Origin of the sequence: Polynucleobacter sp. MWH-HuK1 (assembly GCF_018881815.1) — a bacterium.
Lineage (GTDB): Bacteria > Pseudomonadota > Gammaproteobacteria > Burkholderiales > Burkholderiaceae > Polynucleobacter.
The window spans coordinates 2,086,614-2,110,153 of record NZ_JACVPP010000001.1; the positions used below are offsets into that span (position 1 = coordinate 2,086,614).

The following is a 23,540-nucleotide window of genomic DNA, read 5'->3' on the forward strand; positions in this document are numbered from 1 at the left end:
GAATTAAGCATATGACTCAACCTGCCATCTCCATGATTGTTGCTCGCTCACGTAATCACGTGATTGGTCGCGATAATCAAATGCCCTGGAAGATCTCTGCTGATTTGCAATTCTTCAAACGTATCACGATGGGTCACCCGGTCATTATGGGTCGTAAGACCTGGGAATCGATTGGTCGCCCACTTCCTGGTCGTCGCAATATCGTGGTGAGCCGCAATGCAAACTACCCAATAATCGGTGGAGAACTAGTCGGATCGCTTGATGAGGCATTAAATAGCTTGGCTGAGTTTCCCCGAGTCTTTGTTATTGGTGGCGAACAACTCTTTACCCAAGCATTTGATAAGGCCGATCGTCTTTACATCACTGAAATTGATTTAGATATTGCAGGTGGAGACACTTTCTTCGAAGTCCCTAATCCATCTTCATGGAAAGAGGTGGAGCGCACCCCCGGATCCGAAGGTGACATCACCTTTAGCTTCATTACCTTGGAGCGCAAATAAAAAGGACCCTGCGGGGTCCTTTTTTCTTCAGCATAAATTCTTATTGCTGAACAATAATCTTTGCATCTTTTGCGAGCTGACTTAAAAACTCAAACTGCTTTCTTTGCGTCATGCCAGCACGAATAGCTGGCTTTGCTTGCTCAAATGAAGGCGGCTTGCTCGACTTTTTATCTTCCAATTTGATCAAGTACCAACCTTGCTGCATCTGGATTGGCGCAGGCGAGACTTGTCCTTTGGAAAGCGTGATAAGTACAGATGCCAGCTGAGGGGCAACCTGACCAGGCTGAATCCAGCCCACTGCTCCACCTTGAACCTTGTTAGGAGCCAAGGAAACACTCTTAGCAACCTTATCAAATGACTCGCCCTTTTTGATACGCGCCAAAGCAGCCTGAGCATCAGCTTCAGTGGCCACGGCAATGTCACTGACTTTGTATTCCGAAATCATCCCTTGAGAACCTAAGGATGCAATCTCTCGGTTGTATTCAGCCTGCAGGTCTGCATCTGTAATTGGGTTTTGAGCCATATAAGTAGATAATTCAAGATCAGCTAAATAATTTTGGCGAATCATCGCTAACTGTGTATTGGCCTTTTCTGAATTAGCCAAACCATCTTTTTCTGCCTGCTGAGAAAGCAGCAACACTTCAACAAACTTCTCAATCACTGCGCTACGTAACTGAGGTGATTCTTTTTGACCCTGAGAAATAGCAGCCCTGATTCCTTGCTCAACCATGTCATTAGTAATTAGGGCGCCATTAACAGAGGCTGCAACATTGATTGGTAAACCACTCTGCTGTGCAAACGAGCTACCAACAAAAGCACTAGCTAAGATGCCAGCAGCAATAAAGCGCACCACCATTGGATTAAATGCAGAGGAAAAAGGTTTCATAAGCGGGAGATCTTTCTAAAATTTAGCCTCAATACTACCAGCTGGCATGAGCTCAATCTCAATAAGCCACAGTAAAATAGCAACATGTGTGTTCAATACCTCACTACGGTCAATACAGATTGGGTAAAAACCCACTTTGACCTAGATTTGCCGGCGCCTCCTGCGCACGATGTGTTTCCAACTCACCCAGGACCGATCATCCTCAAAAGTCACAACACTGGACGCACTGCAGCTGGCATGGCTCGCTTTGGCCTATTGCCATCTTGGGCCAGAGAGGAAACTTTTGGAAGAAAAACATATAACGCCAGGGCTGAGACTGTAGCTGAGAAACCATCGTATAAGAACGCATGGATAAAGCGGCATTACGCGTTAGCTTTAGCAGATGCTTTTTATGAGCCTTGCTATGAATCTGGCAAAGCAGTACGCACCACTATTAAACAAGCCAATCAAGAGCCGATGGCGATTGCTTCAATCTGGGACACCTGGACAGAACCAGAAACTGGAGAGCTTATCGTCTCATTCTCCATGCTCACTATTGAAGCAAGCAATCATCCAGTAATGAAACGCATGCATAAGCCCGAAGATGAAAAACGTACCGTGGTTCCACTGCGACCAGAATTTTTTAATGCGTGGCTCAATGCCACGCAAGAAGAGGCGCGAGCATTGCTTCAATTAGAATCAATTCCCGAGCTTATATTTGCTTAAAAAGTTAAAACGGGTTTGGTTGCCTGAAATGGATCAGCTGATTGCATCTCTAATGCCTCAGCCTCCTCTTCGCCCTTGGGCTGGTTATAGAGTTTTGCATCCAAAGCACGTTCTTTAGATAGGCTAAGATCTTCTACCCTTGGATCCACTGGACCAAACGGGCCCTCCACCGGAGATAGTGCCTGACTATTGAACTCTTTAATTTGCTGAGGGGTATAGGGGGAGTTCGTTGTGGACCCAGGTGGCAGAGGGGGCGCTTGAGTACAGGCCGAAATACTCATCAAAAGCAGGCAAGGTACTAGCCTAAGGGCGCATGTATTCATAAAGCCCATTGTATGGTAACTGCATGCATCTTGTTTTTATATTAATTACAATGCTTCGATGAATTTGCACCACAGCATCGCAAGCATCTTATTAATGCCTGCATACATTTGTTTGGCAATTGATTTGCAACCGAATGACATTGTTGCACCACTGCCAGGCAAAAACCATGCGATGATCAGTTACGTCAATGCAGAAGGTGGTACCTATTACAGAAATGGCTCAGCCGTTTCTAGCAGACCATTTGGTAGCCCTGATATTGGCATTCAAACAGCGATTGCTCGTCTAAGCACTAGCTACTCCATTACCAACTTACCTGCCATCTCCTATCTTCAACTACCTTACGGCACTATGAAGCCAGCTGGATCGCTAGCATCATCTCCTGCGAGCACCGGCATTGGTGACCTCACTTTTGCAACGGCCATTTGGCCATATGCCGATAGAGAAAAAAGGAGATACTTTGGCGTAGCCGGCTACCTATCAGCGCCAACAGGCAGCTACAACAGTCAACAAGCTTTTAATTTAGGTGAGAACCGCTATCGGTCTGATATTCAGATGGGCTATCAGCAACCTATTACTGGGAATTTAGATGGCATGGTCGCTGTCGATACCATGTGGTTTGGAGGTAATAGCCAATGTGCTGCAGCCTGCTTATCCGCAAGTAATATCTCCTTAAACCAGAAACCCTTAACCACCACTCAGTTAGGCCCAATTTACAAAATCAATCAAACTTATACGCTAGGTGCCGCTTACTTTTATGTAGCTGGTGGCGCAACGACGATTGGCAATACCTATCAAAATAATGTCATCAATACTCAACGTTTTTTATTGAGCGCGTTAGCCTACTACCCTTTTGGAAGAATTAGTCTGCAATACGGACGTGATACAGAAATCAAAAATGGCTTTGTAGAAACACGGCGCCTTGCCATTCGTTATACAACTGAGTTCTAAGCTTGTAAATCGCTTAATTTCTGAGTCTTTGCAATAAGCTCTTTACCGTTGGTAAGCGACAAACAAGCAATGCCAAAAGAACTGCTCCGTAGATTGAGACAATATCTAAATCATTTTTACCAGCCTTATGCCACCAATAGTGGGCTATTGCAGTAAATGCAACGATGTAGACCAGCTTGTGCAATACAGACCAGCGCTTTCCTAGATGACGTACCGACCACTGATTTGATGTAATAGCTAAAGGAGTCAGTAGCACCAATGTCAGAAAACCCATCGTAATAAAAGGGCGCTTTACGACATCACCCCACATCGATTGAATATCTAAATTCTGATCCAACCAAAACCAGATGGAAAAGTGAATACAGGCATAAAAGAAACAAAATAGGCCAAGCATTCGACGCAATTTAATCCAAACAGTCCAGCCCGTTATTAATCGCAAAGGTGTCATTGCTAACGTAGCACAAAAAAATACAAGCGCCCAGGTACCAGTTGAGCGCGTAATGAATTCAATGGGATTAGCGCCTAAATCGCCATCAACACCAAGCCAAACCAGGCGGACCAGCGGCACCAAGCAGAAAATGAAAATGGCTGGTTTTAATAACTTCATAAATAGCACTTTAAACCAAGCTAAGCTAAAGCAATGACAGTCGAAACAATGATGAACTATTTAGACCTATCGATTTAGTCTGTAATTTGCTATCCTGAGGGTTCAATTAAGGATAAATATGACCGAAGAAAACCAAGCCCAGAACGATGAAGACTTTGAATATGGGTGTGAGTGTGCAATGACCTTGCTCAACGAGCCCACTGAGGATCGTCTAAATGACTTAATTGATGATCTCGATGAAGATGGCATGATCTCCACCGAAGTAGTCTATGGCTTGTTAGCAACCATCCTCATGAGCATGAACGAGGAAGAACACGAAGGCGACGAGCACTAATTTTTAGAGCTTACTTGAGAGGCAAAAGTATCCATTGCTTTTGCCATCTGAATATCTAGTTTAGTTAAGGCGCCGGCAGAGTGGGTTGACAGTGATACAGATACTTTATTCCAGGAATTTGACCAATCGGGGTGATGATCAATTTTCTCTGCGTACTCAGCACACAGAGTCATAAATTCAAACGCTTGATTAAAGTTTGTAAAGGTAAACTGACGCTCGATTACCTTACCACGCCCCTCTAGGGTCCAAAGGGGAATTTCCGTTTCTAGATTCAAGCCGTCAACTATCAATATAAACCCCCATTTTTTATCAATTAACAACACTTTGTGAAAGTTGTTTTAAGTCTTCTGGGTATAGCCAACGCCATTCCCCCTCTGCCAGATCAGAAGGCATCTGGTAGGCGCCGATTTCAGTGCGATGCAACTGGGAAACATGATTACCAACTGCTGCCATCATGCGCTTTACCTGGTGATAGCGCCCCTCAACAATCGTCATTACTAAAACATGCTCAGAGATTTGTTTACATGCAGTCGCAAAACAAGGCTTTGGATCATCATCTAGAATAACCCCATTCAATAAGTGCTCGATTTGCTTCTGGGTGATGGGCTCGGGTGTTGTGATTTGATACACCTTTCCAATATTTTTCTTGGGAATAGTCATCTTGTGGATAAATTGACCGTCATCAGAGATTAACAGTAGGCCAGTAGTGTCATAGTCTAAGCGCCCTACGCACTGCAAGCCTCGTTCAACAAAAGGTGCTGGTAGCAAGCCATAAACACTGGGGTGATGCGTTGTTTTATGCGAGCATTCATAATTTGCCGGCTTATTAAATGCTAGGTAAGCTTTCTCGTGATATTCCCAATCCTTACCCTCTACATTGAGAATAAGATTCTCGGTAGAAATTCTTTCCTCTGGGTCTTCAGCCAATACGCCATTCACTCTCACGAGTTCGGCATGCACCAAATCACTACAGTAGCGACGAGTACCAAAACCTTGGCTAAAGAGAATTTTTTCGAGAGAAATAGGTTTTGTCATATGCTGCAAAGGATACTACAGGGCAGAGCTTTCTTGAGTCCGTCGTTCATTTTTTAATTCATTATCATTAGGCATTCACGCCATCACTTAAAGTAATTTCCCATGTTATCTAGCCCAAAACCTCGCTCCTTATTACACACCCGCGAAATTACTTTCCAAGGATATGCAAGAGAGGATGGCTTATGGGATATTGAGGGACATCTCAAGGATTTCAAAACCAATCCCTTTCAAACCAGCGCAAAAGTCTGGCAGCCTGGCGAGGCATTTCATGATATGTGGATACGCGTCACACTTGATAAAGAATTCGTGATCCAAGATATTGAAGCAGTGATGGATGGTCATCCACACGCAGAGTGCACAGCTGTCATTCCACCAATGGATTCACTCATTGGAGCTCAGATAGGTAAAGGTTGGCGCAAGACGATAGATACTCATCTTGGTGGCATTAAGGGCTGCACTCATTTACGCGAACTCCTCACTAGCCTTGCCACTGCAGCCTACCAATCCATCCCAGGAGCATTTTTTGACCCCACTGGAGAAAAGCCACCTCTCTACTTGGGTACCTGTAAATCCTGGGACTTTAATGGCCCAGTGGTAATGCGCGTCTTCCCTAAATTTTATCGCTGGAAGCCTTAGGATTTAAGCAGACCCCCATGAAATTTCTGCGCGTTCTGACTTTTTTATTGTTTTGCACTTCTGCTGTTTTAGTTTGTGCCGCCGAGCAAACGTCTACACCGATTCTGGGTCTCGTCAATACATCTCAAGAGAGATCGCAAGACCGCACCTTAGAGTTCTGGGGCTACCATGAATACGACGGCTCGCAAAATTACTCTGACACCTTGAAGCTACGTTACTACAATCCGTTAAATATCGGCGATTGGTATGGTACACTAAGACTTGACACTGCTTATACAGCTGCTTACGGCCCTCAACTACCAGAGCAATCACCTGGGAGTTATTCGGCGGACAACATCATGGTGACGATATGGGGTGGCAAAGCTGGTTGGCTTGGCAATATCGGCGCACGAGTACTGGCGCCGCTTGGCAACACTGGTCAATGGCTCGCAGGTCCTCAAGTAAGCACTTCATTCAAACCTGCTGGCAGTGGACAACAACTTTTGTCAGACATCTCTCCATTAGCGCGCTATATGATTGGTTTTAACGCAAAGGCGCCCTCTGGTATGAACCCGCCACCCTTGGCAAGCCGGCTTGAGCTATATCCAACAGTAGGTCTGAACTTGGGGCCTAGCACCCAAATTCGTTTTTGGGACGAAAACGGGGCCGTCTACAACGCAGCAGGTGGTGGCTGGTTTATACCGATTGATGCCATGTTTACTCAACGAATCAATAAAAATCTTTTATTTGCTATTGGTGGTGCAAAACAAGTAGTCCAAACCTACCAACTCTATAACTGGATGGCGTACGGAAAAATAGCACTTACTTTTTAAGATGCCGAATCAAGCAATATTCACTAATGTATCGCCTTCTAATCTTGCCGCGCCCGATTTAACCAAAGACTTGGGGAGCCACTGAGTAAATTCATCCATACTCATATTGAGTAGTTTTGCTGCACTGATCAGCGCTGGCGTATTAGCAATCCAATCATTGACTTGTTGGATTTCGCGACTACGCCACTCTAGTAGACGATATTTGAGTAAGACTTTAGCGCCATGACGGGCGTTACGATCCGGGTCGGATGCTAAATAATCTAACCTTGATCGTGCCGTGGCCAGAGACTTGGGAATATCTGAGAACGGAGCACCATGACCCGGGATTACCAAATCGAGTGGCAAGGTTTCAATCAGATCTAAAGTTTGCGCTACTTCCTCAAACCCAGCTTCACCCCAGAGTTCAGGAAAGATCACCCCGAAGCCCTCTTCCCATAGGGCATCAGCTGAAATCAAAATCCGATGATCGGCTTGATACAGCATGATGGAATGGGGATCATGACCTGGCGCAGCCAATATCTTCCAAAGATATCTTCCCAATTGAATTTCCTCGCCAGGAACCAAAACATGATGGTGGGAAAACTGTGGGCACTCTTGCCCCAAATTGTCATAACTTAATAAAGTGCTATCCCAATTTTTAACTGCCACCTCTTCAGCCGCTGGAATATACACCTCGCAATGAAATGCTTCTGCCAAAGCTGCATTGCCACCGCAGTGATCTGAGTGAAGATGTGTATTCACCAACTTATTCAATGTACTCAAGCCATATTTTTTAATCGCGCCACTCACCAAATCCAAAGTCATTTTTTGGTGGGTGCAATAACCTGAGTCGACCAAGGAGACATCATCCTGGCCATAGTGAAAAATATTATTTGCCGAGAGCCACCCTCTTTCAAAAACTTCAATGCCAGGTGGCAATAAATGCGCCGTCATAATTTAATTCTTTAAAGGGGTAGCCTGAACCGTTAACTCTAGCTTACGGACATCAAACTGCTGATCCCGTATGCGCTGCAATGTTTCGTCATAGACTTTTTTATCCAATTGCGGTGTCCTCGACAGAATCCAAAGGTATTCACGGCGTGGATCACTGACTACTGCCACTTGATACTGGGGGTCTAGATCAATCACCCAATAATCGCCCCACACTAATGGAATAAATGAAAGCCAGGCTGGAGCAAAACGTACCTCTAATTTAGGTGAGTCTTTTGTCCCGATTTGACGCGCAGTACCCTCTGCCTCAGAAATTTCACCTTCAGCAGTTTTGCAACTATTCAAGACCTTAAGAGTACCGTCACTCCTAGCTGAATAAACCGCTTTGGTGTTGCTCGCGCACTTTTTCTGAAACCAGTTTGGGTATTTAGCAATCTCATACCAAGTACCTAAATAGCGCGGCACATCCAGAGAGGGAATTGTCTTAACCGCTACATCAGACGTTTGACTATAAGCAGAGAAGCTGGCTAAGAATATATAAGCACCAAATAATGCCAGATAAATTTTGTTCATTACTAATAGTACTTCTTCAGATCCATACCGGTATACATGCTGGCCACCTGATCACCATAACCATTAAACATTTGGGTTTTAATCTTAGGCGCAAACATTCCTTTGGGATCACCAATACGACGCTCCATTGCCTGACTCCAGCGCGGGTGATCTAATTGAGGATTGACGTTGGAGTAGAAGCCGTATTCTCTGGCATCAAACTGACTCCAGCTAGTCTTAGGCATCTCTTCAGTAAAACGAATTTTTACGATTGACTTGGCGCTTTTAAAGCCATACTTCCAGGGCACCACAATGCGTACCGGAGCGCCATTCTGTTTAGGTAGAACCTCTCCATATAAACCTAGGGTGAGTAGCGTGAGGGGATTCATAGCTTCATCTATGCGCAAGCCTTCACGATAGGGCCAATCAATAATGTTGCTTTTAACTCCTGGCATTTGTTTGCGATCGGCCAATGAAACAAACTCGACATACTTGGCTGACCCCAGGGGATCCACCTTATTGATCAGCTTAGAAAGCGAGTAGCCGTTCCAAGGAATGACCATCGACCAACCCTCGACGCAGCGCATCCGATAAATACGCTCCTCGATGGGCGCTAACTTGAGTAGTGCATCAATATCTAAAGTAACAGGCTTTTTTACCAATCCTTCTATGGAAATAGTCCAAGGGCGAGTTTGCAAACTTCCAGCATGAGCTGCAGGATCTTCCTTGTCAGTGCCAAATTCATAAAAGTTGTTATAGCCAGTGACATACTTATATGGAGTGAGGCCTTCTTTGTCGGCAAATGCTGGATTCAGCGTTGCTGCCAGCTTCTCCGGGGATACTGCAAGTGCCTGCCTTGAAAACCAAGGGACCAAGGCGATACCAAAACCGCCAGCAGCCGCAGTCTTAATGAGATTTCTGCGGTTTTCAAAAACAGTTTGCGGAGTAATGTCACTCGCAAGAATAGTCTTATCGATAAAACGCATGCTGCACCCCTTGGGAATGTAATGCTTCTATTTTGCTACCGATAAGTAATTCTTGCTTAAGCCAGACTAGCGCGCATTTTATTCATTAAGGCAAGGCTGTATTTATCCATGCCGCCGACCATCTCAGCAAGTGCTGGATAGTCGCGAGTGAGTGTTTCACCACCATAAAAGCGCAGCAACCAGTCTGGATAACTACGCTCTGAAATTTCACGGATCTCTAAAAGCTCAATTCGATGATGGCGCTTGTCTTCCTGAATGCGCTTCCATACCTTCATAATGTTCGCGCGCTCACCTTCAATAATTTGACCAAACTGCTGGTTGTCGTACAGCAGAATTCCAGTAATGCCATTTGTCTGATTAAAAGCACGTGCCGACTCTAATAAACGCATTAAACCAAGAAAAGACATATCCGAGACTGCTTCGCTCAGATAACTCAACTCAACCAGGTCTTTTGGTTTTGGCATCACTTAAACGAGTAAATAAAATTTCTAAATAAAAAGGCAAACCCATAGGTTTGCCTTTAAATTTTAAGACTAATATTTAAAAATAGATACTTAGCGCTTCTACCTATTAACTTCTTGCTGCCTTGAGGGCTGCATTGAAAGTTGGGCTTGGACGCATTACAGCTTTGCACTTCTCAGGATCCGCAACATAATAGCCGCCAATATCCGCTGGCTTACCCTGAACGGCCTTAAGCTCGTCTGCAATCTTCTGCTCATTCTCAATTAATGACTTAGCCAAAGGTGCAAAGAAAGCCTGCAATTCCTTGTCTTCGGTTTGAGCAGCCAAAGCTTCAGCCCAGTACATTGCCAAGTAGAACTGGCTACCGCGGTTATCTAACTCACCAGTGCGTGGTGAAGGTGACTTGTTGTTGTCCAACAATTTGCCAGTGGCTTCATCCAAAGTACGTGCCAAGATTTTCACTTTGTTGTTGCCTGTCTTATCGCCGATATCCTCAAGAGATACCGCTAAAGCCAAGAACTCACCAAGTGAATCCCAACGTAAGTGGTTTTCCTCTACCAACTGCTGAACATGCTTTGGAGCGGAACCGCCTGCACCAGTTTCAAACAAGCCGCCACCAGCCATCAAAGGCACGATAGACAACATCTTAGCGCTGGTACCCAATTCCATAATTGGGAACAAGTCAGTGAGGTAGTCACGCAAAATGTTACCTGTTACAGAAATGGTGTCCTTGCCGCGAATCACGCGCTCTAAGGTGTAACGCATTGCACGAGTCTGGGACATGATCTGAATGTCTACGCCTGTAAGGTCATAGTCCTTCAGGTAAGTATTCACTTTCTTGATCAACTCAGCTTCATGTGGGCGGTACTCATCAAGCCAGAATACTGCTGGCGTATTAGAAAGACGTGCGCGATTAACAGCCAATTTGACCCAGTCACGAATTGGGGCATCTTTAACCTGACACATACGCCAGATATCGCCTTCTTCCACATTTTGCTCGAGCAATACAGTACCATCATCAGCAACGATACGTGCTACACCAGCTTCTGGAATTTCAAAAGTCTTGTCGTGTGAACCATACTCCTCAGCTTGCTGAGCCATCAAACCCACGTTTGGAACAGTACCCATAGTTTTTGGATCAAAGTTACCGTGCGTTTTACAGAAATTAATCATTTCTTGATAGATACGGGCGAAAGTACTTTCTGGGATAACTGCTTTGGTGTCATGCAAACGACCATCCGCGCCCCACATCTTGCCGCCAACACGAATCATGGCAGGCATAGAAGCATCCACAATCACATCGCTTGGGGAATGGAGGTTAGTAATCCCTTTGGCAGAGTCAACCATTGCTAATGCTGGACGATGTTCGTGGCAAGCATGCAAATCTTGAATGATTTCTTCGCGCTTTGACTCTGGTAAAGTTTTGATCTTCTCGTACAAGCTACTCATACCGTTATTAGCATTCACACCCAACTCTTCAAACAACTTAGCGTGCTTAGCGAAGGCGTCTTTGTAGAAAATCTTCACAGCGTGACCGAATACGATCGGATGTGAAACCTTCATCATGGTGGCCTTAACGTGCAAGGACAACATCATGCCGGTCTTGTAAGCGTCTTCGATCTCTTTTTCGTAGAACTCACACAATGCTTTTTTGCTCATGTACATGCTGTCGATAATTTCGCCAGCTAATAAAGAGACTTTTGGCTTAAGGACAATAGTTTTGCCGCTCTTGGTCACCAAGTCCATCCTCACATCGCAAGCTTTAGTCATAGTCATAGACTTCTCACTAGAGTAGAAGTCACCGCCATGCATATGAGATACGTGTGTGCGTGATGCTTGACTCCATTCACCCATGGAATGAGGGTTTTTACGTGCGTAGCGCTTTACAGCGGGTGGCGCACGGCGGTCTGAGTTACCTTCGCGCAATACCGGGTTAACAGAACTACCCAAGCATTTGGAATAGCGAGTGCGGATAGCCTTCTCTTCATCTGTTTTTGGATCCTCAGGGAAGTTAGGGATCTTGTAACCCTTGGATTGCAACTCTTTAATGGCTGCAAGTAACTGAGGAACTGAAGCACTGATGTTTGGCAACTTAATGATGTTCGTGTCAGGCAACAAAGTCATTTTGCCGAGCGCGCCCAAGTTATCAGGAACTTGTTGCTCAGGCGTCAGGCAATCAGAAAATTCAGCCAAGATACGTGCAGCAACAGAAATGTCACTCTTCACAATCTCTACGCCAGCAGGTGCCGTAAAAGTACGAATAATTGGCAGAAATGCGCAAGTCGCCAAAAGTGGCGCTTCATCTGTCAGCGTATAAATAATCTTTGATTTCTCTGAAGCCATGAATGTTTCCTCAATTTTGAAAAAATTACAGAGTCAGGTTTTTACCCTGTCGCGCTCAAATCCCCATTTTGCAAGTCGCTTTTAGCGCACTTATTGCCAATGAGGCGAGTCTTCCATTTTAAATCATTGGACTTGGTAAAAATGATGGTTTTGCCCCTGAAAATGGTCGATAAAGGCCAATTTAAGGGAATCCACCAAGCCAACCAATAAGCCAAATTCACCGTAAACTGCAAGCCATGACCAGCAAACACCCCTTACTCAATAGAAACCTGGTGCTGCTGATCATTTGTCAGGGGCTATTTCTAACCAATAACGTCACTTTTATCGCCATTAATGGGCTAGTAGGATTAAGTCTGGCCCCGGTAAGTTGGATGGCCACCCTACCAGTTATGGGTTATGTAGTTGGGGGCGCCTTCTCCACCTCCATCGTAGCCAAATCCCAGAACTACTTTGGACGTAAGATTTCCTTTCAGTTAGGTTTACTGGTAGCCATGCTATCCGCTCTTTTATGCGCTTACGCTGCTGTGACCACAAACTTTTGGCTTTTGGTCATAGGTACTTTTATTGCTGGTTACTACAGTGCCAATGGTCAGCTTTATCGCTTTGCTGCTGCAGAATTAACAGATCTAAAGCAACGCGACAAGGCGGTTTCCTGGGTGCTTGCTGGTGGCATTCTTGGTGCCGTCATCGGACCCAATCTTGCCTCATGGACACGGGACCTCTTTGATACTGCTTTTCTGGGCGCCTACCTCACCCTCTCGATCGCAGGCTTCATTGGTATTTTTGTTATGCAGTTCATTCACTTTCCCCAAGAGTTAAAAACTCAACACTCACTCTCTGATGGGCGCTCCTTAAGCGTAATTCTTCGTCAGCCCGTATTTGTGGTTGCCATTATTGGTGCCGCCTTAGGTTATGGGGTCATGAACCTACTGATGGCTGCCACTCCATTGGCAATGCAGATATGCGGTCTGCCTTTCTCGGATACCGCTCTAGTTTTGGAATGGCATGTGATCGGCATGTTTGCCCCTGGATTTTTTACGGGCTCTCTCATTCAAAGATTTGGGACTTTAAAGATCATGGGGGTCGGAGTGCTACTGAACTTCATCTGCATCGCCATTGCGCTTACTGGAACGGACCTGCATCAATTCTTTATTGCATTATTTTTACTGGGTGTCGGCTGGAACTTTTTATTTACCGGCGCCACATCTTTGGCAATGACCGCCTACCAACCTAACGAACGAGATAAAGCACAGGCAGCAATTAACTTCTTTGTCTTTGGCACCATGGCTTTCACCTCTTTTGGCTCAGGTGCCCTCGTCACTTCTCATGGGTGGAGCATTCTGAATTGGGGATCGTTGATTCCCGTTGTAATTACTGGTCTTGCGCTTTACTGGCTGGCTCAGAAACGTAAAAAGTTTCAGACCACAGCTTAGGAAGCTTTTGCCAGCGGCAAATTAAACAGTAGATTTTGCGGCTTTAACTTGAGTTGATGCTGATCATTCATGGCAATAGCCATATAGACCGGCTTACCTGCTTGAGCCTTTGCTACCGCAGCCTCGTCAATAAAGTCCAGCCGGAATAAACAAATGACTTTTTGCAGCTCATCTGCCTCAACCAACTCTTTGTTGTAGAGCTTATTCAGAATTTCAGTTGCAGCCGCATCCAAGCCCACGTGCCATGACCATTTAGGATCACTAATTTGCTGCATAGGTGTTATGCGAACACTGGCACCCAAAAAGTGCTTAACCCATTTTTCTAAAACACGGCAAAAACGATTAATAGGCTCGTGCCCAAAATTGAGTTGCACTGCCAAATCGAAATCTTCATTACGGGACCAATACTCATCGGCATTATCTTCGTGGAGCACATCTAGATCAGCCGATCTCATGGTCATCGACTTACCCTTTAGCAAGTCCATGATGTTGCCCGTATCCCCAGCCCGGGCATTGCGAGCGACCACTTCTTCATCAGCGCCCATCACGATGCCATCTTCAATAACAGTAATTTTCTGATTTCTGAAAAAGAGCTCTCCCATACGCACCTCTAGTGGATGAGCTTCATCGCCCAAAATATGTCTGATAAAAATTTGAGCTAGTAAAGATATAAATAGAGGTGGTACATCTACCCCCTCGCCTTTAAAGAGGCTCATATAAAAGGCCTCTAAAGAGCTGGCTGATAGTAAGCGCGCCCGGTAGCGCAACCAGACACGATAATTCTCCTGAATGTCCTCGTCGGCCATAGCTGCAATATCCGCCTCAACCACTTCAGCCCGAGGGTTATCTATCAGACGCTGATGTAAGGCCCGCTCAACAGGGCAAGATTCTGGCACTAGCGCGAGCTCAGGCCTGGCCATATACGTACGCAAAAAGTCGTCTGTAACCAACAACTGGCGATCAGGACTGATTACCAGAGTCTTATATGCGGAGTTTGCCCAATAATTTGTCATACGTTTTAACTAAAGTTAGCGTTCCATCAGAATTTATAAAGCCCAGAATATACTAGGCAGTCAATTTGCGTGAAATAGGAAAACATCATGAGTGAACTCAAAAAAATCGACACTGTTGTTGGTGAAGGAAAAGAAGCTGTAGTGGGTAATCATGTAGATGTTCATTACACCGGCTGGCTATATGACGAAAAGGCTGCTGACCACAAGGGTCAAAAGTTTGATAGCTCATTAGATCGCGGTCAATTATTTAGCTTTCCATTGGGCGCTGGCCATGTAATTAAGGGCTGGGATGAAGGTGTAGTAGGTATGAAAATTGGTGGCAAACGCACCCTGATCATTCCTTCTGAAATGGGCTATGGACCACGCGGTGCTGGCGGCGTTATTCCTCCAAATGCGACCCTAGTATTTGATGTGGAATTACACGGCATTAACTAAGAGATCTTAGTAGGCAGCAAAACAAAAGCCACCCGAGGGTGGCTTTTATCTTTTGCAGTTCTGAACTTCTGAAATCTTAAGAACGAATGTCTTTACCATTCAAGGTTAAGCGATTTGTTGAGCGGTTCTGGCACAAGCTAATGAGGCGGTTTCTTTCCGCCATAACCTTGTCAGCGTAACCACCATCATCCTCGGCATTGGCAGCGCCAACGTAGTATTTCAAGCCATTGCGCAATGAACCCGCTGTAGCAATCAGATACTTCAGGATATAAGCGCCAACACGGATGTTGACCTCAGGCTTAACGGCCTCAGAGGTGCCACCAAAAATTGCATACTTATCTTTATGCACTGAAGTCATCACTTGCATCAAACCTTCGGCGCCTGCGTGACTCTTAGTATTTGGATTAAAGTTGGACTCCACAGAAATCACAGCCAACAAAAGAACTGGGTCAATATTGACTTCTTTAGCGATCAAGATGGTGTTAGAAACATACTCTTCAATCTTCGAGCGATCGAGGTTGTATTTCTTTTCAAAGAAATCCGCCACTGCCCGTTGGTTCTGCAGGGAACCCATGAGGTTGCTATCTAAAGCTTGAGGATCAATCTTAGAGGTTGGAATGCGATCAGACAAATGAGAGATCGATTTCACCTGCATTTGCGCTACAGAAGGCATTAACAAGGCAACCGTTTGTTGCTTGGCGCTTGCCAAACCTTTAGTGGCTGGCAATTTGGATCTGCTATAGATTACTTCTGCGATTTCAGTATCTGAAGCTGGAGCAGCGGCAATCTCGCTGGTGTCCTTGTGCTGGTTGAGCATCTCAAAACCATTGCTCCAAACCATGTGACGGGCTTCATCCGGAACCAGAATGCGCGCTAGGTCGAAAGCGCCAGCATTAGTGCCGTTACCTGAAAGCCAAAGACCCACCACCATAAATACAGTCACAACGAGTAAGCCATTAATGACTCGATAGACTGGAGCCATGGCATGCGCTAGCAGATCTTTAGCAACCAACATGCTTGGCTGCGGATTCTGGATTTCGCTCAAATTGTTAGATAAACATTTACTCATTCATTGTTTGCAAGACCTCAAAAAACTAAACTGCCGTTTAATGTTGCATTGCAATATCTTAAAAACATGGCTCATCCTAAGAAGATTCTTATATCAAGTCAAGAATATAAAAGTAATAAACCATAACTTATTGATCTATAAATCCGAGAGTTTCCGCGTATATACCCTTATATCCATATATAAGTTAATTAAATCAATAACTTATAAAAGTTAGGAGACGCTAATTTCACTCTATAAAAAAATACCTAAAACCTGACTTTTTTGCGATTTTCCTAAAAAATGGAAGCTCAAAAACCATACATCTAGTGTTTTTAAGCCTCTAAATTTCTACGGGTAGTAGGCCAAGGGGACTTCCTGCATTACCCTCTCAACCTAGGTTGATGCAGAGATAAGCGGCCACTTAAAACAGAAAAATCGTCATCAATACCCTGTTTTCTTATTAACCATGGGGCTAGTTCTTGTTAAAAGTTGGTCTCGTCTTACGCAGAAGTCCTACACTTAGAACCCATGAAGTTTCTGCGCAGCCTGCTAGCCCTTGTAGCACTCTCGATCTCACTAAATACTTTTGCAGCCTTTGAGAACTGCAGGGATCTTTTTCCTGGCCAACAAATACCAGTCAGCCCCCAAGTTGGACGTGACCTCTGCTTCGACAGCTTTGCGATTTATTACTCCCCCCAGGATAAAAAACCCATCTACACGGTAGAGAAACTCAACAAGGAACAATTTTCCACGCCACATCCGCGCAGAAATAATCAGTTTTATGAAGAAGCCAGATTACCCTTCTCTGAACGAGCCTTACTCTCAGATTACCGTAGTAGTGGCTATGACCGCGGCCACAACGCGCCCGCGGGCGATATGAGTAACGAGCGTTCGATGGCTCAATCTTTCTCATTGGCAAATATGATGCCGCAGGCAAGACAAAATAATCAGGGCATCTGGGCGAAAAATGTAGAGGAACCTACACGAGCCTACGTTAAAAGAGCGGCTGGAGATATTTATGTTTTTACCGGCTCCACCGGCAATAGCGGCAGCATTGGTAAAAGTCGCGTGACAATTCCGAGCCATCTCTTCAAGCTAGTTTATGACCCCAGCAAAAATACTGCATGGGCTTATTGGATTGAAAACACCAACGAAGCCAATATGACTCCCCCAATCAGTTATAAAGAGTTAGTACAAAAAACGGGGATTGATTTTCAATTGCCTGGAATTAATGATGCAGTTAAGCCGGATGCCATAACCCCAGAACCATTGAAAACACAGGGTCTGAGGCTAATCATTGGTGGCTGGTATCCAGTATTTTTTGATGCGTACTCATCAAACAAGCTCAATGGAATTATTGATAGCATCAAGGCGGGTAAGGTAGAGAGCATTCAAGTTCAATACGACCGCAATGAAAGTCTCGCAAAACAAATCGTCTCGCAAATTGAATCTCAAACCAATCTCAAAGTAACTTTGATGCAAAGCAGTCCACCAGAGTCCGCAACGGTAAGCTACGAACGCAATCGAGTCACCCTCATTATTCGCTCAAAGTAATTTAGATTTAGCCGCAATGCCATGGGTCCGCTGGATTGGCGCCAACAGTCCACGTAAACCATTGTGATCCAAGGTGTGCATTAACTCTAGCAATTGGCCTAACTCGCCCTTAGGAAAACCTTCGCGCGCAAACCAAGCCAAATAATTCCCTGGCAAGTCTGCCAAAGCACGCCCTGCGTACTTTCCAAAAGGCATCTTCATTAAAACCAGTTTTTCCAAGGATTCGGCATTCATCTATGGAAATCTTACAAGCAAACAAGAATGAGCTCATAGAGTTCGCCATCTTTGAGGCTATGGTCATTCATTTATTTGAGAATCATTCTCATTTAGTGTTATATTGAGAACCGTTCTCATTTAGATTTTTAACTATCAACCTCAAATAACCATGAAATTGACCATTAATAGACTTCTTGCTTTCAGCATCTTTCTTCTTGCGACCCTTCATTTTTCTTTTGCTCATGCTGGCGAGGGCGCTTTCGGGTGGATTTACACCTTAGATTTACAGCCCAAAGGAAAGTTGGAGTTTGAGCAGCGACTGCAACTGAATAAACAACAGGCATCGGGCACATACGATGCATGGACCGCCAGAACGGAATTAGAGTACGGCCTCACCAATGATTTACAAGTAGCAGGCTATATCAACTCCTACTACACCAGCGCCAATCAAAATTACACCAATCCAGAGGCATGCGGCGATTCCCCAACCTGTACGGGCGGTTATGGCGTACCTTCTTCACATGACCCTGCTACAGCCTATAAAAAAAGTGGTATTGAGGGCGGATCTCTTGAGGCAATTTATCGCATCACCAATCCAGTAACTTCACCTGTCGGCGTAGGCCTTTATCTTGAACCTACATGGGGTAGAAATAAAGATGAATTAGAAGCAAGGCTTTTACTCCAATCAAACTTTATTGATGATCGATTAATTTTGGCAGGCAACGTCGTAGTCGCCAATGAACGCCTAAAGTTTATTGAAAACGGCAATGTACCTGAATCGATGTTGGACTTCCTGGTTGGCGCTAGCTACCGCTTCGCCCCTAAATGGTCAGCTGGAGTTGAAGCACGCTTTCATAACGACTATTCCGAGTTGAATTTACGCAACCAAGTACAAAGAGCAACATTTGTTGGTCCCAATCTGCACTATGCAGCAAAAGATTGGTGGGTAACAGGTGCATGGCGCTATCAACTTGCAGGTGGCACCTGTATGGGTGGCGGTGAAGCGGAATGCTCAAACGCACGCGTTTGGGATAGCCACTCTGTAAATGAATTCATTGTCAAAGTTGGCTTCCCCCTTAATTAAATGAAAGGACTTATGGAAATCCAAAATCTATTAGTTGCAGCACTCACTCACTTGGTCAAATTTCAAGCTACACAATGTCAAACAGCCAAACAAAGAGCGCTAATGATGTTTGAAAAACTATCCACTCTTCAAGGCATCAACCCAGAAATCCTGGCGCTTTGTAACGAAGCAAACGAATTACTCACCGCATAAATGAACCTATGATTTGGAAACTTAACCCACTGGCTTTAATTGGTGTAGCAATGATGGGCGCACCTCTCATTGCCCATGCAAAAATTTATACCTCTGTAGAGCAGGCGCAGAAAATTCTTCTGCCTAATAAAGTGCTCACAAAAACACCCATGATCATTACCGATGATCTGCAAGAAAGGATGCGTCTGGCATCAAGTATTCGCCACCCCTTTCAAGGAGATCGCATCTGGAGAACATCCGATGGCAGTTGGCTAGTCATTGATGAAGTGGTTGGCAAGCACGAGATGATTACTTATGCGATTGCCATTAATGCCAATGGCAGCATCTCCGGTATTGAAATACTGGAGTATGTAGAGTCTTATGGCTATGAAGTGGCGGAGGCGCAATGGCGCAAGCAATTTATTGGCAAGACGGCGAATGACCCTATTAAGCTCAATCAGGACATTCAAAATATTGGGGGAGCCACCCTCTCTTGTAAGCACCTCACTGATGGTGTGAAGCGAATTGCCGTTTTATATGAGTTAGCTCTCAAGAACATCTCTGCGCCAAGCACCCAAATACAAACTATCAAAGCAAAATGATTCGTTGCAAACCTTTACTGGGGACCTTTGTAGAAATCTCTATTCGAGAGAATGGAGATGGATTGGAGGCGATCGAAAATGCCTTTAATGCAATTCAAAAAGTCCAAAACCTCATGGGATTTCATCATCCTGAGACTGAGCTCAGCCTCATCAATCAACTTGCTCATAAAGAAGCTGTTGAGATTCATCCGTGGACAGCCCAAGTAATCAAGATTGCCAAAGAAGTTTATTTAGCATCAGATGGCCTATTCAATTGCGGTATTGGTCATCGCCTTGTTGCTGCAGACTTATTGCCGCAACACATCACGTTCACAAACCATGATCTTGGCGGTATTGAGGATATTCAGTTTTTGGCTCCCGACCTGATTAAATCAAGTCGCCCGGTCTGCTTAGATCTTGGTGGAATTGCCAAGGGCTTTGCGGTTGATATGGCAGTACGAGTCTTAATCTCCGAGGGAATTACATCGGGATCCGTAAATGCTGGTGGTGACCTACGGGTATTTGGTAAAACTGCACTGCCAATTCAGATCCGCGATCCAGGGCTTCCTGAAAATCTGATTGAGATTGGTTCCTTGAAAGATGGCGCCATTGCAACAAGTAGTCTTTACTTCGCAAAAAGAGATCAACAGATGAGTCACATCATTAACCCTTTGGCCAAGAAACTTTCTGAAGTGCATGCTGAGGTTTTGGGTTCTTTCTCAGTGCTTGCTAAAGAGTGCGTCTATGCAGACGCCCTCACCAAAGTTCTAGCCTTATCAAACAATGAAAACCATCCATGCTTTGCCCGCTTTTCAGCGCGAGCCCTGAGAATTGCCGCATGAGCCGCCTCGGGAAAATGCCGAACTGGCAAAGAAAGTTTGTGATTATCGGGATGATGATGTGCTCTATCACGGGTCTCATGTATCTACTAGGGCATCAATTACAAATTCAACGATCTATCCTAGGAACACATAACATCCTGGCCGCCCATGGTATCGCTGCCATGCTGGCAACTCTAGCCCTTGGCTCTGTACTACCCTTCCACATCAAGGCGGGCTATAAATCCAACAGGAAGCACTGGAGCGGCTTTAGTCAATTAAGCTTCTTAGCTGTACTTCTCATTACTAGCGCCCTGCTGTACTACGGCCCCGAAGAGATTCGTGACATCACAGTTGATGCCCACTGGATGACTGGCTTACTTTTCTTTGCTATTTTTCTATTGCATGCATTTCAAAAACTGCACAGCGCCAATCAACGCAGTTAAAGATCTACTTTTTGCAATAGTGCTTATAGAGCAGACTCATGACCGCAACAGCCACTTCACTAGCTAGAGAATAGTAAATTTGCTTACCCTCTCTACGCGTCTTTACTAATCTTTCTTTGCGAAGCACGGTTAATTGCTGTGATAGAGTCGGCTGATGTAGATCCAAAGCAGCCTCTAACTCGCTAACACATTTTTCGCTTTGACCGATTTCACATAAGAGCATCATGCGGTCACTATTAGACAAGACTTTCATTAACTTACAGGCGTCAGCAGCAGATGCCTGCATTTTCTTGAGCTCGGATTTAGTAATAGTCATATTAGAGAGCGTTTAAAGGGATTTTTAAATAGGACTTTCCATTAGCTTCCGGCCCTGGAAAATGGCCCGCTCGAATATTGACCTGAATGGATGGCAATATCAAAGTAGGCATAGCGAGAGTCGCATCTCGCTTAGTGCGCATTTGCACAAATTGTTCCTCAGTTATTCCATTGTGAACGTGGATATTGGACTTTTTCTGCTCGCCGACCGTTGTGCAATAAGCTTCAGGACGATCAGTAGGCGGATAGTCATGACACATATATAACTTTGTCTCATCAGGGTAAGCCAATACCCTCTGAATAGACCGATATAAAGTCTGAGCACTTCCACCCGGAAAGTCGCAACGCGCTGTACCCACATCTGGCATGAAGAGGGTATCCCCAACAAATAGTGCATCCCCAATTTCATAAGCCATGCAAGCAGGTGTATGTCCAGGCACGTATAAGGCCTTTAAAGAGAGATTGCCAAATTGCAAAGACTCGCCATCTTTTAATAAGTAGTCGAACTGGGATCCATCAATAGCAAATTGCTCGTCGAGATTAAAGACGCCCTTAAATACGTTTTGCACATTAGCAATGTGGTTGCCAATCACAATCTTGCCACCTAATTTACTCTGAATATATGGTGCTGCAGTTAGGTGATCAGCATGTGCATGGGTTTCTAGTATCCAAGTGAGCTGCAATTGCTCACCCTGAATAAAGCTAATGACTTCATCAGCAGACTTTGTAGCGGTTCTGCCTGACTTTGGATCGTAGTTCAATACGGAGTCTATGACTACGCAAGGGCTTTTTTTACCCGCATAGACCACATAGGTAAAAGTCCAGGTTTCTGGGTCAAAGAATGCCTTAACGTCAGCGCTTGGTTTTGGGTTCATAGCAGAGCTTCCTAAAAATATCCTAATTACACCTCAAAAAGAGTAATTGATATATATATTTATATATTATCTTAATATAAAATTAATTGCAATGGACTACTCAATCTTCATCAGCCCCGCCTTAGGCCTTATCGTTGGCTTATTAATGGGGCTTACCGGTGCAGGAGGCGGCATCTTATCTGTGCCTCTGCTGGTTTTTGTTTTGCATCTACCTGTAGCTGAAGCAGCACCTGTCTCTCTTTCTGCTATTGCACTCTCTGCAGGCGTAGGCGCACTACTTGGATTGAAGAATAAAATTTTGCGCTACAAGGCTGCGGGCTTTATGGCCATATTTGGACTCCTCCTCTCGCCACTAGGTCTTTGGGTGGCGCAAAGAGTGCCTAATGCCCCACTACTCATTCTTTTTAGTGGCACATTGTTTTTTGTTTCAACCCGCTTACTACTTCAAGCTAGAAGAGAAATTCTTCAACTCCCCAAGAGAAATCGCAAGCCACCCCCATGCCTACTGAATCCAGAAGTCGGAAAATTGAATTGGAATATCCCCTGCGCAAGATCCCTAATGCTCTCCGGAAGTTGGGCGGGCTTCTTGTCAGGACTACTGGGTGTTGGCGGTGGCTTTGTAATTGTTCCGGCCTTGAAACGCTATACCGACCTTCCAGTGCAATCGATTGTTGCTACCTCACTAGGTGTACTCGCCATTATCTCTAGCGGTGGTGTAGTCTTTTCAGCCGTCTCAGGAAATTTAGATTTATCACTTGCGGCGCCTTTTTCATTGGGGGCTTTATGCGGCCTTCTGGTTGGTCGCGCGCTAGGTAAAAAATTGAGTGGCCCAAGGCTGCAACAAATCTTTGCCATACTTACTTTTGGTGTTGCGATCAGTCTTACCATCAAGGGCATTAACGCCTTATGAGAAAACTTCTCAAATTTCTTCTTTATATACTAGCAATCGGTCTCCTGGGAGTTCCACTGATGTCGATAAATAAACCAATTTCCTTGCTATCTAGCTCAATTAGCTCCATCTCTGGGATCGTCAGCAATCTCAATAATGAATTGCTCGAATACGTGAATCCAGAAAAACCTACTCACGATCATTCCTCCGTCTACTACAAGCGCTTTTTTATCTCTAAATTTAATTTGGGTGATAAGCCAATTGAAGCCAAGTTTTCATCACCGATGCAGATTGCTGATGGCGATCAAATTACAGTAGCTGGATACCAAAAAGGTGAAGCTCTTCAAGTTCTCGCCTATAGCAACCAAACCCAACAAGTCAGCAGTAATGAAAATTGGATCATCCTCGGACTAGGGGCGCTCTTCTTTTTTGCCGTAGCGATTGGCCTTCTCAATAGTGAATTGGTAGCTGAAGGCGCATTGATTCCAAAACTCTTTCTTTTCGGATTTACCTTAGTTGGTATTTATATGGGCTATCGCGCCCTACTGATATGGGAAGCAGTAAAGCTAATAGCCAGCTAAAAAGAAAAAACCCTTATTGCT

Annotated in this window: 31 protein-coding genes; 16 read left to right on the top strand and 15 right to left on the bottom strand. The window is 44.8% G+C overall.

Annotated features, from left to right (window positions below):
• The first annotated feature begins 11 nt into the window (after positions 1 to 11).
• A complete protein-coding gene (locus tag ICE93_RS10720) occupies positions 12 to 500 on the top strand; it encodes a dihydrofolate reductase (RefSeq protein WP_216188066.1) in 489 nt (162 codons plus the stop codon).
• Between the two features lie 40 nt (positions 501 to 540).
• On the opposite strand, the gene ICE93_RS10725 is transcribed toward ICE93_RS10720, so the two are convergent.
• Complete coding sequence (locus tag ICE93_RS10725; protein WP_255554641.1) at positions 541 to 1,386, bottom strand: peptidylprolyl isomerase; 846 nt, start codon at positions 1,384 to 1,386, stop codon at positions 541 to 543.
• An 84-nt stretch (positions 1,387 to 1,470) separates the two neighbouring features.
• Between ICE93_RS10725 and ICE93_RS10730 the strand changes: the two genes are divergently transcribed.
• Positions 1,471 to 2,091 (top strand): SOS response-associated peptidase, encoded by a 621-nt coding sequence (locus ICE93_RS10730; protein ID WP_216188067.1) that lies wholly within the window; start codon positions 1,471 to 1,473, stop codon positions 2,089 to 2,091.
• Here ICE93_RS10730 and ICE93_RS10735 read toward each other — a convergent pair.
• On the bottom strand, positions 2,088 to 2,372 hold the full coding sequence (locus ICE93_RS10735; RefSeq protein ID WP_216188069.1) for a hypothetical protein: 285 nt from the start codon (positions 2,370 to 2,372) through the stop codon (positions 2,088 to 2,090). The two genes, ICE93_RS10730 and ICE93_RS10735, sit on opposite strands and share 4 nt — an antisense overlap.
• A 100-nt stretch (positions 2,373 to 2,472) precedes the next feature.
• Between ICE93_RS10735 and ICE93_RS10740 the strand changes: the two genes are divergently transcribed.
• A complete protein-coding gene (locus ICE93_RS10740) occupies positions 2,473 to 3,363 on the top strand; it encodes a transporter (RefSeq protein ID WP_216188071.1) in 891 nt (296 codons plus the stop codon).
• A 13-nt stretch (positions 3,364 to 3,376) separates the two neighbouring features.
• Here ICE93_RS10740 and msrQ read toward each other — a convergent pair whose 3' ends face one another.
• Complete coding sequence (gene msrQ, locus ICE93_RS10745; RefSeq protein ID WP_216188073.1) at positions 3,377 to 3,970, bottom strand: protein-methionine-sulfoxide reductase heme-binding subunit MsrQ; 594 nt, start codon at positions 3,968 to 3,970, stop codon at positions 3,377 to 3,379.
• A gap of 118 nt (positions 3,971 to 4,088) precedes the next feature.
• Between msrQ and ICE93_RS10750 the strand changes: the two genes are divergently transcribed.
• Positions 4,089 to 4,304, top strand: coding sequence for a hypothetical protein (locus ICE93_RS10750; protein ID WP_216188075.1), 216 nt, complete (start codon positions 4,089 to 4,091; stop codon positions 4,302 to 4,304).
• Here the strand turns inward: ICE93_RS10750 and ICE93_RS10755 are convergent.
• Both ICE93_RS10755 and ICE93_RS10760 read right to left on the bottom strand, forming a co-directional pair.
• Positions 4,301 to 4,594, bottom strand: coding sequence for a 4a-hydroxytetrahydrobiopterin dehydratase (locus ICE93_RS10755; RefSeq protein WP_216188077.1), 294 nt, complete (start codon positions 4,592 to 4,594; stop codon positions 4,301 to 4,303). The genes ICE93_RS10750 and ICE93_RS10755 overlap by 4 nt on opposite strands.
• Before the next feature lie 19 nt (positions 4,595 to 4,613).
• The gene (locus ICE93_RS10760; protein ID WP_216188079.1) at positions 4,614 to 5,339 is read right to left on the bottom strand and encodes a pseudouridine synthase; all 726 of its coding nucleotides are present in this window, start codon (positions 5,337 to 5,339) and stop codon (positions 4,614 to 4,616) included.
• Between the two features lie 102 nt (positions 5,340 to 5,441).
• On the opposite strand from ICE93_RS10760, the gene ICE93_RS10765 reads away from it, so the two are divergent.
• Positions 5,442 to 5,975 carry a DUF2889 domain-containing protein gene (locus ICE93_RS10765; protein ID WP_216188081.1) on the top strand — a complete coding sequence of 178 codons (534 nt, stop codon included), beginning with the start codon at positions 5,442 to 5,444 and terminating at the stop codon, positions 5,973 to 5,975.
• A gap of 17 nt (positions 5,976 to 5,992) precedes the next feature.
• Positions 5,993 to 6,787 (top strand): hypothetical protein, encoded by a 795-nt coding sequence (locus tag ICE93_RS10770; protein WP_255554644.1) that lies wholly within the window; start codon positions 5,993 to 5,995, stop codon positions 6,785 to 6,787.
• Between the two features lie 9 nt (positions 6,788 to 6,796).
• Here the strand turns inward: ICE93_RS10770 and ICE93_RS10775 are convergent, their stop codons facing one another.
• From ICE93_RS10775 to ICE93_RS10795, 5 genes are all read right to left on the bottom strand, one after another.
• On the bottom strand, positions 6,797 to 7,720 hold the full coding sequence (locus ICE93_RS10775) for an MBL fold metallo-hydrolase (protein ID WP_216188083.1): 924 nt from the start codon (positions 7,718 to 7,720) through the stop codon (positions 6,797 to 6,799).
• Positions 7,721 to 7,723: 3 nt separating this feature from the next.
• The gene (locus ICE93_RS10780; protein ID WP_216188085.1) at positions 7,724 to 8,290 is read right to left on the bottom strand and encodes a lipocalin family protein; all 567 of its coding nucleotides are present in this window, start codon (positions 8,288 to 8,290) and stop codon (positions 7,724 to 7,726) included.
• Positions 8,291 to 8,292: 2 nt separating this feature from the next.
• Complete coding sequence (gene msrP / locus ICE93_RS10785; protein ID WP_216188087.1) at positions 8,293 to 9,255, bottom strand: protein-methionine-sulfoxide reductase catalytic subunit MsrP; 963 nt, start codon at positions 9,253 to 9,255, stop codon at positions 8,293 to 8,295.
• Positions 9,256 to 9,311: 56 nt separating this feature from the next.
• Complete coding sequence (locus ICE93_RS10790) at positions 9,312 to 9,719, bottom strand: BLUF domain-containing protein (RefSeq protein ID WP_216188089.1); 408 nt, start codon at positions 9,717 to 9,719, stop codon at positions 9,312 to 9,314.
• 106 nt (positions 9,720 to 9,825) lie between these two features.
• Positions 9,826 to 12,060 carry an NADP-dependent isocitrate dehydrogenase gene (locus ICE93_RS10795; RefSeq protein ID WP_216188091.1) on the bottom strand — a complete coding sequence of 745 codons (2,235 nt, stop codon included), beginning with the start codon at positions 12,058 to 12,060 and terminating at the stop codon, positions 9,826 to 9,828.
• Between the two features lie 236 nt (positions 12,061 to 12,296).
• Here ICE93_RS10795 and ICE93_RS10800 point away from each other — a divergent pair, with 236 nt between their 5' ends.
• Complete coding sequence (locus ICE93_RS10800; RefSeq protein ID WP_216188093.1) at positions 12,297 to 13,493, top strand: MFS transporter; 1,197 nt, start codon at positions 12,297 to 12,299, stop codon at positions 13,491 to 13,493.
• On the opposite strand, the gene ICE93_RS10805 is transcribed toward ICE93_RS10800, so the two are convergent.
• Positions 13,490 to 14,506: a DUF6352 family protein gene (locus ICE93_RS10805; RefSeq protein WP_216188095.1), complete on the bottom strand. Its 1,017-nt coding sequence runs from the start codon at positions 14,504 to 14,506 to the stop codon at positions 13,490 to 13,492. The genes ICE93_RS10800 and ICE93_RS10805 overlap by 4 nt on opposite strands.
• An 87-nt stretch (positions 14,507 to 14,593) precedes the next feature.
• Here ICE93_RS10805 and ICE93_RS10810 point away from each other — a divergent pair, with 87 nt between their 5' ends.
• A complete protein-coding gene (locus ICE93_RS10810; RefSeq protein WP_216188097.1) occupies positions 14,594 to 14,941 on the top strand; it encodes an FKBP-type peptidyl-prolyl cis-trans isomerase in 348 nt (115 codons plus the stop codon).
• Between the two features lie 76 nt (positions 14,942 to 15,017).
• Here the strand turns inward: ICE93_RS10810 and ICE93_RS10815 are convergent, their stop codons facing one another.
• Complete coding sequence (locus ICE93_RS10815) at positions 15,018 to 16,010, bottom strand: transglycosylase SLT domain-containing protein (protein WP_216188099.1); 993 nt, start codon at positions 16,008 to 16,010, stop codon at positions 15,018 to 15,020.
• 507 nt (positions 16,011 to 16,517) lie between these two features.
• On the opposite strand from ICE93_RS10815, the gene ICE93_RS10820 reads away from it, so the two are divergent.
• Positions 16,518 to 17,543, top strand: coding sequence for a DNA/RNA non-specific endonuclease (locus ICE93_RS10820; RefSeq protein WP_216188101.1), 1,026 nt, complete (start codon positions 16,518 to 16,520; stop codon positions 17,541 to 17,543).
• Here the strand turns inward: ICE93_RS10820 and ICE93_RS10825 are convergent.
• Positions 17,535 to 17,777 carry a DUF3820 family protein gene (locus tag ICE93_RS10825; RefSeq protein WP_216188103.1) on the bottom strand — a complete coding sequence of 81 codons (243 nt, stop codon included), beginning with the start codon at positions 17,775 to 17,777 and terminating at the stop codon, positions 17,535 to 17,537. The genes ICE93_RS10820 and ICE93_RS10825 overlap by 9 nt on opposite strands.
• A gap of 151 nt (positions 17,778 to 17,928) precedes the next feature.
• On the opposite strand from ICE93_RS10825, the gene ICE93_RS10830 reads away from it, so the two are divergent.
• Genes ICE93_RS10830 through ICE93_RS10850 form a run of 5 tightly spaced genes read left to right on the top strand, consistent with a single transcriptional unit; the run spans position 17,929 to position 20,859 of the window.
• Positions 17,929 to 18,843, top strand: coding sequence for a DUF6662 family protein (locus tag ICE93_RS10830; RefSeq protein WP_216188105.1), 915 nt, complete (start codon positions 17,929 to 17,931; stop codon positions 18,841 to 18,843).
• A gap of 12 nt (positions 18,844 to 18,855) precedes the next feature.
• Positions 18,856 to 19,035 (top strand): hypothetical protein, encoded by a 180-nt coding sequence (locus ICE93_RS10835; RefSeq protein ID WP_216188107.1) that lies wholly within the window; start codon positions 18,856 to 18,858, stop codon positions 19,033 to 19,035.
• An 8-nt stretch (positions 19,036 to 19,043) separates the two neighbouring features.
• Positions 19,044 to 19,616, top strand: coding sequence for an FMN-binding protein (locus ICE93_RS10840; protein ID WP_216188110.1), 573 nt, complete (start codon positions 19,044 to 19,046; stop codon positions 19,614 to 19,616).
• Positions 19,613 to 20,437 carry an FAD:protein FMN transferase gene (locus tag ICE93_RS10845; RefSeq protein WP_216188112.1) on the top strand — a complete coding sequence of 275 codons (825 nt, stop codon included), beginning with the start codon at positions 19,613 to 19,615 and terminating at the stop codon, positions 20,435 to 20,437. Before ICE93_RS10840 ends, ICE93_RS10845 begins: the two co-directional genes overlap by 4 nt.
• Entirely contained in the window at positions 20,434 to 20,859 is a 426-nt protein-coding gene (locus tag ICE93_RS10850; RefSeq protein WP_216188114.1) for a hypothetical protein, read from the top strand. The genes ICE93_RS10845 and ICE93_RS10850 overlap by 4 nt, the downstream gene beginning before the upstream one ends.
• Before the next feature lie 4 nt (positions 20,860 to 20,863).
• Here ICE93_RS10850 and ICE93_RS10855 read toward each other — a convergent pair whose 3' ends face one another.
• Positions 20,864 to 21,175: a metalloregulator ArsR/SmtB family transcription factor gene (locus ICE93_RS10855; RefSeq protein WP_216188115.1), complete on the bottom strand. Its 312-nt coding sequence runs from the start codon at positions 21,173 to 21,175 to the stop codon at positions 20,864 to 20,866.
• A 1-nt stretch (position 21,176) separates the two neighbouring features.
• A complete protein-coding gene (locus tag ICE93_RS10860) occupies positions 21,177 to 22,049 on the bottom strand; it encodes an MBL fold metallo-hydrolase (RefSeq protein ID WP_216188117.1) in 873 nt (290 codons plus the stop codon).
• A 91-nt stretch (positions 22,050 to 22,140) separates the two neighbouring features.
• Between ICE93_RS10860 and ICE93_RS10865 the strand changes: the two genes are divergently transcribed.
• Both ICE93_RS10865 and ICE93_RS10870 read left to right on the top strand, forming a co-directional pair.
• Positions 22,141 to 22,959, top strand: coding sequence for a sulfite exporter TauE/SafE family protein (locus ICE93_RS10865; RefSeq protein WP_216188119.1), 819 nt, complete (start codon positions 22,141 to 22,143; stop codon positions 22,957 to 22,959).
• Between the two features lie 59 nt (positions 22,960 to 23,018).
• Positions 23,019 to 23,519: a hypothetical protein gene (locus tag ICE93_RS10870; protein ID WP_216188121.1), complete on the top strand. Its 501-nt coding sequence runs from the start codon at positions 23,019 to 23,021 to the stop codon at positions 23,517 to 23,519.
• Positions 23,520 to 23,540: the final 21 nt, after the last annotated feature.

Excerpts from the sequence above, each read along its gene's own strand:
- ICE93_RS10720 (WP_216188066.1), top strand. The coding sequence starts at position 12 with ATGACTCAACCTGCCATCTCCATGATTGTTGCTCGCTCACGTAATCAC.
- ICE93_RS10725 (WP_255554641.1), bottom strand. The coding sequence starts at position 1,386 with ATGAAACCTTTTTCCTCTGCATTTAATCCAATGGTGGTGCGCTTTATT.
- ICE93_RS10730 (WP_216188067.1), top strand. The coding sequence starts at position 1,471 with ATGTGTGTTCAATACCTCACTACGGTCAATACAGATTGGGTAAAAACC.
- ICE93_RS10735 (WP_216188069.1), bottom strand. The coding sequence starts at position 2,372 with ATGAGTATTTCGGCCTGTACTCAAGCGCCCCCTCTGCCACCTGGGTCC.
- ICE93_RS10740 (WP_216188071.1), top strand. The coding sequence starts at position 2,473 with ATGAATTTGCACCACAGCATCGCAAGCATCTTATTAATGCCTGCATAC.
- msrQ (WP_216188073.1), bottom strand. The coding sequence starts at position 3,970 with ATGAAGTTATTAAAACCAGCCATTTTCATTTTCTGCTTGGTGCCGCTG.
- ICE93_RS10750 (WP_216188075.1), top strand. The coding sequence starts at position 4,089 with ATGACCGAAGAAAACCAAGCCCAGAACGATGAAGACTTTGAATATGGG.
- ICE93_RS10760 (WP_216188079.1), bottom strand. The coding sequence starts at position 5,339 with ATGACAAAACCTATTTCTCTCGAAAAAATTCTCTTTAGCCAAGGTTTT.
- ICE93_RS10765 (WP_216188081.1), top strand. The coding sequence starts at position 5,442 with ATGTTATCTAGCCCAAAACCTCGCTCCTTATTACACACCCGCGAAATT.
- ICE93_RS10770 (WP_255554644.1), top strand. The coding sequence starts at position 5,993 with ATGAAATTTCTGCGCGTTCTGACTTTTTTATTGTTTTGCACTTCTGCT.
- ICE93_RS10775 (WP_216188083.1), bottom strand. The coding sequence starts at position 7,720 with ATGACGGCGCATTTATTGCCACCTGGCATTGAAGTTTTTGAAAGAGGG.
- ICE93_RS10780 (WP_216188085.1), bottom strand. The coding sequence starts at position 8,290 with ATGAACAAAATTTATCTGGCATTATTTGGTGCTTATATATTCTTAGCC.
- msrP (WP_216188087.1), bottom strand. The coding sequence starts at position 9,255 with ATGCGTTTTATCGATAAGACTATTCTTGCGAGTGACATTACTCCGCAA.
- ICE93_RS10790 (WP_216188089.1), bottom strand. The coding sequence starts at position 9,719 with ATGCCAAAACCAAAAGACCTGGTTGAGTTGAGTTATCTGAGCGAAGCA.
- ICE93_RS10795 (WP_216188091.1), bottom strand. The coding sequence starts at position 12,060 with ATGGCTTCAGAGAAATCAAAGATTATTTATACGCTGACAGATGAAGCG.
- ICE93_RS10800 (WP_216188093.1), top strand. The coding sequence starts at position 12,297 with ATGACCAGCAAACACCCCTTACTCAATAGAAACCTGGTGCTGCTGATC.
- ICE93_RS10805 (WP_216188095.1), bottom strand. The coding sequence starts at position 14,506 with ATGACAAATTATTGGGCAAACTCCGCATATAAGACTCTGGTAATCAGT.
- ICE93_RS10810 (WP_216188097.1), top strand. The coding sequence starts at position 14,594 with ATGAGTGAACTCAAAAAAATCGACACTGTTGTTGGTGAAGGAAAAGAA.
- ICE93_RS10815 (WP_216188099.1), bottom strand. The coding sequence starts at position 16,010 with ATGAGTAAATGTTTATCTAACAATTTGAGCGAAATCCAGAATCCGCAG.
- ICE93_RS10820 (WP_216188101.1), top strand. The coding sequence starts at position 16,518 with ATGAAGTTTCTGCGCAGCCTGCTAGCCCTTGTAGCACTCTCGATCTCA.
- ICE93_RS10825 (WP_216188103.1), bottom strand. The coding sequence starts at position 17,777 with ATGAATGCCGAATCCTTGGAAAAACTGGTTTTAATGAAGATGCCTTTT.
- ICE93_RS10830 (WP_216188105.1), top strand. The coding sequence starts at position 17,929 with ATGAAATTGACCATTAATAGACTTCTTGCTTTCAGCATCTTTCTTCTT.
- ICE93_RS10835 (WP_216188107.1), top strand. The coding sequence starts at position 18,856 with ATGGAAATCCAAAATCTATTAGTTGCAGCACTCACTCACTTGGTCAAA.
- ICE93_RS10840 (WP_216188110.1), top strand. The coding sequence starts at position 19,044 with ATGATTTGGAAACTTAACCCACTGGCTTTAATTGGTGTAGCAATGATG.
- ICE93_RS10845 (WP_216188112.1), top strand. The coding sequence starts at position 19,613 with ATGATTCGTTGCAAACCTTTACTGGGGACCTTTGTAGAAATCTCTATT.
- ICE93_RS10850 (WP_216188114.1), top strand. The coding sequence starts at position 20,434 with ATGAGCCGCCTCGGGAAAATGCCGAACTGGCAAAGAAAGTTTGTGATT.
- ICE93_RS10855 (WP_216188115.1), bottom strand. The coding sequence starts at position 21,175 with ATGACTATTACTAAATCCGAGCTCAAGAAAATGCAGGCATCTGCTGCT.
- ICE93_RS10860 (WP_216188117.1), bottom strand. The coding sequence starts at position 22,049 with ATGAACCCAAAACCAAGCGCTGACGTTAAGGCATTCTTTGACCCAGAA.
- ICE93_RS10865 (WP_216188119.1), top strand. The coding sequence starts at position 22,141 with ATGGACTACTCAATCTTCATCAGCCCCGCCTTAGGCCTTATCGTTGGC.
- ICE93_RS10870 (WP_216188121.1), top strand. The coding sequence starts at position 23,019 with ATGTCGATAAATAAACCAATTTCCTTGCTATCTAGCTCAATTAGCTCC.